This is a genomic window from Streptomyces sp. NPDC088812 (assembly GCF_044750285.1).
GTDB lineage: Bacteria > Actinomycetota > Actinomycetes > Streptomycetales > Streptomycetaceae > Streptomyces.
Map to the genome: position 1 here is coordinate 123,332 of NZ_JBIVJP010000023.1, position 7,357 is coordinate 130,688.

Here is a 7,357-nt window from a genome sequence, read left to right on the forward strand (position 1 = left end):
CCGGGTGCGGGTGGTGGGTGAGGGGCGGGACGCCGCGCCGGCGGCCGCGACCGCCTCGCCGGCCGGGCGGGCCGCCGGCCGGCGAGGTGGCCGGCCGGGCGGCGAGGTGGCCGGCCGGGCGGGCCGCGTCTCAGGGGGTCGGTGCGTGGTGCTGTGCCCGGGTCACGTCGTACACACCGGGCACGTTCCGCATGGCACGCATCAGAGCGGGCAGGTGGGCCGCGTCGGGGAGCTGGAGCGTGTAGGTGTGGCGTACGCGTTGCTGGCTCGGGGGTTCGACGGTCGCGGAGACGATCTCCGCGCCCTCCAGTGCCATCGCCTCGGTGAGGTCGGCGAGCAGATGGGGGCGGCCGAACGATTCAGCAACCAGGGTGACCCGGCACTCGGTGGTGTCTCCCCAGCGCACGTCGACCCGCGCGCGCCCCGCATTCGTCATACGCGCCACGGCGGCGCACTCCACACGGTGCACGGTCACCGCTCCCCCGCGCACGGCGAAACCGGTCACCTCGTCGGAGGGCACGGGCGTGCAGCAGCCGGCGAGCCGGACGCTCGCCCGGGGCCGGTCCACGGCGGTGATCGCGTCGCCGGGCCGGGAGACCGGTCCCTCGGAGGCGGGTCGCGCGGAGACGCCCTCGGCGGCTCCCCCCACGCCCGTCGCCCCGGCGGTCATGTCTCCTCCGGCGTCCCCGCCGGGAGCACCGTCCACGCCGTGCGCACCGTGCCTGCCATGCCCGCCGGGCCGAGGCCGTCCGCCGCCGGATCCGACGGCGGATCCGCCGTCGGGCTCCTCCGCCGCGCCGTCGGGCGCGGGGTGCGTGGCCAGCCACCGCTGGATGGCGATGCGGGCGGCCGGGGTGTGGGCGTGCTCCAGCCACTCCCTGGAGGGCTCGGAGGCCGGGTCCTGGCCCATGAGGAGCTGGACGGTGTCTCCGTCCCGCAACACCGTGCTCAGGGTCGCGAGGCGGCCGTTGACGCGGGCGCCGATGCAGGCGTGGGCGTCCTCGCCGTACTGCGCGTACGCGGCGTCCACGCAGGTGGCGCCCTCGGGCAGGCCGAGGGTGCCGCCGTCGGGCCGGAAGACGGTGATCTCGCGGTCCTGGGCGAGGTCCTCGCGCAGGGTCGACCAGAAGGTGTCCGGGTCGGGGGCGGCTTCCTGCCAGTCGAGGAGACGGGAGAGCCAGCCGGGCCGGGTGGGGTCGACCCGTTCGCCGTCGCCCGAGAGATTCTGTTCCTCCGCGGGGGAGGCGTAGGGGTTGCCGAGTGCGACGACACCGGCCTCGGCGACCTTGTGCATCTGGTGGGTGCGGATGAGGACTTCGACGACCTGGCCGTCCGCGCGGGCGACGGCGGTGTGCAGCGACTGGTACAGGTTGAACTTGGGGACGGCGATGAAGTCCTTGAACTCCGAGACGACCGGCGTCATACAGGTGTGCAGTTCGCCGAGGACCGCGTAACAGTCGGCGTCCTCGTTGACGAGGACGAGCAGGCGGCCGAGGTCACAGCCGCGCAGCCGCCCGCGTTTGCGGGAGACGCGGTGGACGGAGACGAAGTGCCGGGGCCGGATGAGCACGTCCGCCTGGATGTCGGCCTCGCGCAGCACGCCGCGCATCGCGTCGGCGAACTCGGCGAGCGGGTCGTCGGCGCGGGTGGCGTTCTCGGCGATCAGCTCGCGTGTGTGCGCGTACTCCTCGGGGTGGAGGATCGCGAAGACGAGGTCCTCCAACTCGGTCTTGAGGGCCTGGACTCCGAGGCGTTCGGCGAGCGGGATGAGGACGTCGCGGGTGACCTTGGCGATGCGGGCCTGTTTCTCGGGGCGCATCACGCCCAGGGTGCGCATGTTGTGCAGCCGGTCGGCCAGTTTGATCGACATCACGCGGACGTCGTTGCCGGTGGCGACGAGCATCTTGCGGAAGGTCTCGGGCTCGGCGGCGGCGCCGTAGTCGACCTTCTCCAGCTTCGTCACGCCGTCGACGAGGTAGCGCACCTCCTCGCCGAACTCCTCGCGGACCTGTTCGAGCGTCACATCGGTGTCCTCGACGGTGTCGTGCAGCAGGGAGGCCGTCAACGTGGTGGTCTCGGCGCCCAGTTCGGCGAGGATGAGGGTCACGGCGAGGGGATGCGTGATGTACGGCTCACCGCTCTTGCGCATCTGGCCGCGGTGCGAGGACTCGGCGAGCACATAGGCGCGGCGCAGCGGGTCCAGGTCGGCGTCGGGGTGGTGGGCCCGGTGCGCCTCGACGACATGGCCGATCGCGTCGGGCAGCCGGCCGCGCGAGGCGGGGCCGAGCAACGCGGCCCGGCCCAGCCGCCGCAGGTCGATCCGGGGGCGACTGCGCCTGCGGGGAGCGACAGGCACCACCGGGCCTGGGGTCGCGGGGTTCGTGGCCTCCGCACTCATGGGCACCTCCGGCTGCGTGGACCGGCGGACGGAGTGCCCCGGGGCGGACACGGCTCAGGGGCCTGGCAACGGTCTCCCGTCCGGGCCGGTGCTTGATGCTACCGAGCCCACCACGCCCGACCGACCGCCTCTCCCCGAGCGTGAAACGGATCACCCATTCGAGCGACCGTCGGGAGGTTTACGGTTTTGCGCCGCCTGACCTGCGGCAGGTCGCGAAGTCGAAGACGCGGATCCGGTCCCGGCGGCACTTCCGTGCGCGACCGGGCCGTGTCGGCCTCCGATACCAAAACGGCGAACCCGTCAGCGGGCGGCGGTTTCCAGCCACTCCGGGTCGATCGCGCCTTCGGCGACGATGACCGCCGGGCCGGTCATCTCGATCTCCCCGTCGGGGCGCTCGGTGATGACGAGGCGGCCGCCGGGGACGTCCACCGTGTACGTGGCCGGTGTGCCGGTGACGGCGGGGTCGGCGCCGTCCCGGCGCGCGGTGGCCACGGCGACGGCGCACGCGCCCGTGCCGCACGAGCGGGTCTCGCCGGATCCGCGCTCGTGCACGCGCAGCGCGACGTGCCGCGGGCCGCGGTCGACGACGAACTCGACGTTGACGCCGTCGGGGTAGGCGGAGGCGGGGCGGAAGGGCGGCGGGGCGAGCAGGTCGCCGGCGTGCGCGAGATCGTCGACGAAGGCGACGGCGTGCGGGTTGCCCATGTTCACGTTCCGGGCGGGCCAGGTGCGCTCGCCGACGGTCACCGTGACGTCCCCCTCGGGCAGGCGTGCCCGGCCCATGCCGACGGTGACGTCCCCGTCCTTGGCGAGGTGCACCGTCCGTACGCCCGCGCGCGTGGCGACCGCGAGGTCGCCCTCGGTGGCGAGTCCGGCGTGCTGGAGGTAGCGCGCGAAGACGCGGACGCCGTTGCCGCACATCTCGGCGACGGAGCCGTCGCCGTTGCGGTAGTCCATGAACCAGTCCGCCTCGGCCGCCATGGCCTGCGCCTCGGGGTGCGCGGCGGACCGCACGACGTGCAGCAGCCCGTCGCCGCCGATGCCCGCGCGCCGGTCGCACAGGGCGGCGACGGCGGTCGGGGGGAGGTCGATGGCGTTCTCGGGGTCGGGAACGATCACGAAGTCGTTCTCCGTGCCGTGACCCTTGAGGAAGGCGATCCGCGTGCTCATTCCTCGATCGTACGGGGTGGCTCCGACACCGGGCCCGCGTCGGCCCGGCGCCCGGGGAGTCCGGCCGTGCACGCGCGCGTACAGGCGTGCGTCCCCCAGGTGCGGGGAACCGTGGCGCCCAGGACTGTCGGACCTAGCGGAGCCGGGCGACCCGCCACACGGCCAGGACCACGACCGCGGCCACGACCAGGACGTACGCGAGGACGACCCGCCAGTCGGGGCGGCGGCCGGAGCCGCGCTGGGGCAGGCCGGGCCAGGTGTGTCCGACGCGGCGCGCGGCCATCATGCCCCAGCCTGCCGCGCAGGAGCAGATCAGCAGCCCCAGCATGGCGATCACGGCGCCGCTGTCGCCGAAGTCGAAGGCGAGGGGGAACGCGAACATCAGGGAGCCCGTGGCGGCCAGGCCCACGATGGGGGCGAGGTGCCAGATCCGCAGCCGGCGCTGGGGCCGCAGCTCGACCTCGACCTCGGGGCCGCCGGCGAACATCTCCTCGGGTTCGGGCCCGTCGGCGGTCACGCCGTCCTGCGTGTCGTCGGCGTCCGGCCCGTCCGGGCTCAGACGTCCTTCCTCCGGCTCCGGTTCACCCCGTTCGGTGGTGAGGTGTTCGGTGCCTTGTGCGGTGTCGCGAGGGCCGGCCTCCATCGCCACGCGCCCTCCCAACTCGGACTCCACTTGGTCGATCGAAGCTCGATGATGGCACGGGGCCGGAGGCCCGGATGACGGCCTGAGCGTCCCGATGCCATGACGTGATCAGGCTGTAACCGGTCGTTCGACCAACGCCGACGCAAGCCGCGGAAGTTCCGTGAGGTCCGCCGCGGCCCCACTCAACCAGTGCACCCGCGGGTCGCGCCTGAACCATGAATCCTGACGGCGCGCGAAGCGCTTGGTGGCACGGACGGTCTCCGCGCGCGCCTCGTCCTGGGTGCACTCACCCGCGAGTGCGGCGAGGACCTGCTGGTAGCCCAGCGCGCGCGAGGCCGTACGCCCCTCGCGCAGGCCTTGCGCCTCCAGCGCGCGCACCTCGTCCACGAGCCCCGCGTCCCACATCCGGTCCACGCGGCGGGTGATGCGGTCGTCGAGTTCGGGGCGCGCCACGTCGACGCCGATCTGGACGGTGTCGTAGACGGAGTCATGGCCCGGGAGGTTGGCGGTGAAGGGCTTGCCGGTGATCTCGATCACTTCGAGGGCGCGCACGATGCGGCGGCCGTTGCTGGGCAGGATCGCCTGCGCCGCCTCGGGGTCGGCGGCGGCCAGCCGGGCGTGCAGGGCGCCGGAGCCGCGCAGGGTGAGTTCCTCCTCCAGACGGGCGCGGACCTCGGGGTCGGTGCCGGGGAACTCCAGGTTGTCGACGGCGCCGCGGACGTACAGCCCGGAGCCGCCGACCAGGATCGGCCAGCGGCCCTCGGCGAGCAGTGCGTCGATCCGGGCGCGGGCCAGTCTCTGGTACTCGGCGACGGAGGCGGTGACCGTGACGTCCCAGATGTCCAGGAGGTGGTGCGGGATGCCGCCGCGTTCCTCGGGCGTCAGCTTGGCGGTGCCGATGTCCATCCCTCGGTAGAGCTGCATGGAGTCGGCGTTGACGACCTCGCCGCCGAGGCGCCGGGCCAGGAAGACGCCCAGATCGGACTTTCCGGCCGCGGTCGGTCCGACGACGGCGATGACGCGGGGGGCGAGGGGTGCGCTGCTCACGGCACCAGTTTCGCAAACCTCTCACCCGGCTCTCGAACGAGTTACGTGACGGGGCCGCCGCGGTGTCGTTGCCCGTTGCGAGATTCCCGTCGCCCGTTCATGGGGCGGCACATCCCGGTGGCGCAAACGGACGCACCGGGCAACGCGGGATTTCGCCCGCACGAGTACCGTATGGAGTGGATATGGGCGTTTTGGCGCGGCTTTTCCGGAGGTCGAAGACCACGGAGGAGACGGCTGCCGAGGAGACGGCGGCGAAGGAGACGGTCACGGAGGAGGTGCCCGCGCGGGAGGCGGAGATCACTCCCGAGACGGCGGCCGGCACACCGGCGGAGGACGCGGAAGCGGCGCCGACCGCGGGGGACGGGCCGGGGCGGGACTCCGCCGGGGCCGGTGACGCCGAGGAGACGGTGTCGTCGGCCGACGGGAGCCCGGCCGCCGACGGCGTCGAGATCCCCCGGCAGCAGTCCTCCGAGGAGACCGTCGACAGCGAGGCCGGCGAGGGCGCCCGCAGGTAACGGACCCGTCAGAGAAGGTGACCCATGGGTCTCTTGAACCATCTGAAGGCCAAGCTCGCCCCGGCCAAGGGGAAGGTTTCCGGCCTCGCGCACCAGCACGGGGACAGGATCCAGCACGGGATCGACAAGGCCGCCAAGGTCGTCGACGACCGGACCAAGGGCAAGTACAGCGACAGGATCCACACGGGCACCGACAAGGCCAAGGGCGCCATGGACCGGCTGGCGCACAGGGACGAGCCGGGGGCGGGCGGCGACACGTTCACGCCGCCGCGCACGCCCCCGCCACACTCCTGAGCAGCGGTCCACGGCAAGAACAGCAGTACGGCAACGCAGCCGTACAGCACGCAGCAGCACAGCAGCACAGCAGCACAGCAGCAACACGGCGATACAGCAGCAGTACAGCTACATCAGCGGACAGACCGGCGGACGGCCGCGGAGCGACGACGCACGCGGCCGTCCGCCGTCCGACCGTCCGGGGACGGCCGACAGGCACGACCGCTCGGGGACGGCCGACAGGCACGACCGCCCGGGGACGACCGACAGGCACGACCGCCCGGGGACGTCTGCCCAGTGAACGGCCGCCCGGAAGTGATCGTCCAGGGCGTCACGACCAGGCCGCGACCACGTAGCCGACGCCGTACGGCGCGTCCTCGTACAGCAGCGTGCCCGCGAGGCCCGCGCTCTCGGCCGCGCCCGCGAGCACCTGCCAGGGGGCCCGGCCCGCGGCCTTCAGCTCGCGTGCCAGTGAGGCGTCGAGCGCCATGAGCGCCGGGAGGTCCGCGGCGCCGAGGGCCCGCGCGACCTCCGCGTCGAAGGGCGCCGCGCGTTCGTCGAGATAGCCCGGCGCCTTCAGCGTGCGGCACGCGCTGGCGTCGCCCAGCACCAGCAGCGCGGTCCGCCCCGGGTGGGCGCCGATCTCCCGGCCCGTCGCGGCGCACCGCTCGGGTGCGAGTTGCGGTGCGACGCCGAGTGCCTCGACGGGGATCTTCGGCCATCCGTGCCGCGCCAGCAGCCAGGCGCCGACGGCGAGGGAGGCCGGCAGTTCACGCTCGGCCACGTCCTCCCCGCTGCCGCGTCCCAGCCGTACGGCGAGGTCCACGCCGTATCCCCGGAACGAGCCGCGTGTGCCCTCCGGGTAGGTGCCCCGCCCCGACTCGTCGGCGGGTCCGACGACCAGGAGCCGGTCCGGCCGTGCCGCGGCGAGCACGCCGAGGGCGTCGGAACAGGCGGCACGCGCGGCGTCCAGCTCGGGTGCGGCACCCGCGGCGACCTCGGGCACGAGCAGTGGCGGGCAGGGGCAGACTGCGGCGGCGACAAGCATGATCGGCAGCGTAGTCCCCGCCCGTCGTCACCCCGCGATCAGCATGTCCGGACGTCCCGCCGTACGTCCGTCGGCCGGTCGCACGACACGCCCGCCGTGCCGGCCGGCTTCGCATCCACCGGCCCGTCCGGCCGCACGTCCGGCCGCGTATCCACCGTGCCGTGCGGCGCCGCACGTCCGTCGGCGCCTCCGGCATCGCGTCCGCCGTCCCGCCCGGCCACCGGTCCGTCAACCGGCACGTCCGCCGACGCCCCCGGCCACCC

The 7,357-nt window shown here is 73.8% G+C and carries 7 protein-coding genes; 2 read left to right on the forward strand and 5 right to left on the reverse strand.

Annotated features, from left to right (window positions below; genetic code table 11):
- Window positions 1-130: 130 nt before the first annotated feature.
- From ACIP67_RS33475 to miaA, 4 genes are all read right to left on the reverse strand, one after another.
- Window positions 131-2,398: a RelA/SpoT family protein gene (locus tag ACIP67_RS33475; protein ID WP_401696849.1), complete on the reverse strand. Its 2,268-nt coding sequence runs from the start codon at window positions 2,396-2,398 to the stop codon at window positions 131-133.
- Window positions 2,399-2,698: 300 nt separating this feature from the next.
- Window positions 2,699-3,568 (reverse strand): diaminopimelate epimerase, encoded by an 870-nt coding sequence (dapF, locus tag ACIP67_RS33480; RefSeq protein WP_401696850.1) that lies wholly within the window; start codon window positions 3,566-3,568, stop codon window positions 2,699-2,701.
- A gap of 133 nt (window positions 3,569-3,701) precedes the next feature.
- Entirely contained in the window at window positions 3,702-4,211 is a 510-nt protein-coding gene (locus ACIP67_RS33485; protein ID WP_401696949.1) for a hypothetical protein, read from the reverse strand.
- 108 nt (window positions 4,212-4,319) lie between these two features.
- Entirely contained in the window at window positions 4,320-5,258 is a 939-nt protein-coding gene (gene miaA / locus ACIP67_RS33490) for a tRNA (adenosine(37)-N6)-dimethylallyltransferase MiaA (RefSeq protein ID WP_401696852.1), read from the reverse strand.
- Between the two features lie 182 nt (window positions 5,259-5,440).
- Between miaA and ACIP67_RS33495 the strand changes: the two genes are divergently transcribed.
- Complete coding sequence (locus ACIP67_RS33495) at window positions 5,441-5,773, forward strand: hypothetical protein (RefSeq protein ID WP_401696854.1); 333 nt, start codon at window positions 5,441-5,443, stop codon at window positions 5,771-5,773.
- A 24-nt stretch (window positions 5,774-5,797) separates the two neighbouring features.
- Entirely contained in the window at window positions 5,798-6,067 is a 270-nt protein-coding gene (locus ACIP67_RS33500; protein WP_401696856.1) for an antitoxin, read from the forward strand.
- 310 nt (window positions 6,068-6,377) lie between these two features.
- Here ACIP67_RS33500 and ACIP67_RS33505 read toward each other — a convergent pair whose 3' ends face one another.
- A complete protein-coding gene (locus tag ACIP67_RS33505) occupies window positions 6,378-7,094 on the reverse strand; it encodes a class III extradiol dioxygenase subunit B-like domain-containing protein (protein WP_401696859.1) in 717 nt (238 codons plus the stop codon).
- Window positions 7,095-7,357 lie beyond the last annotated feature (263 nt).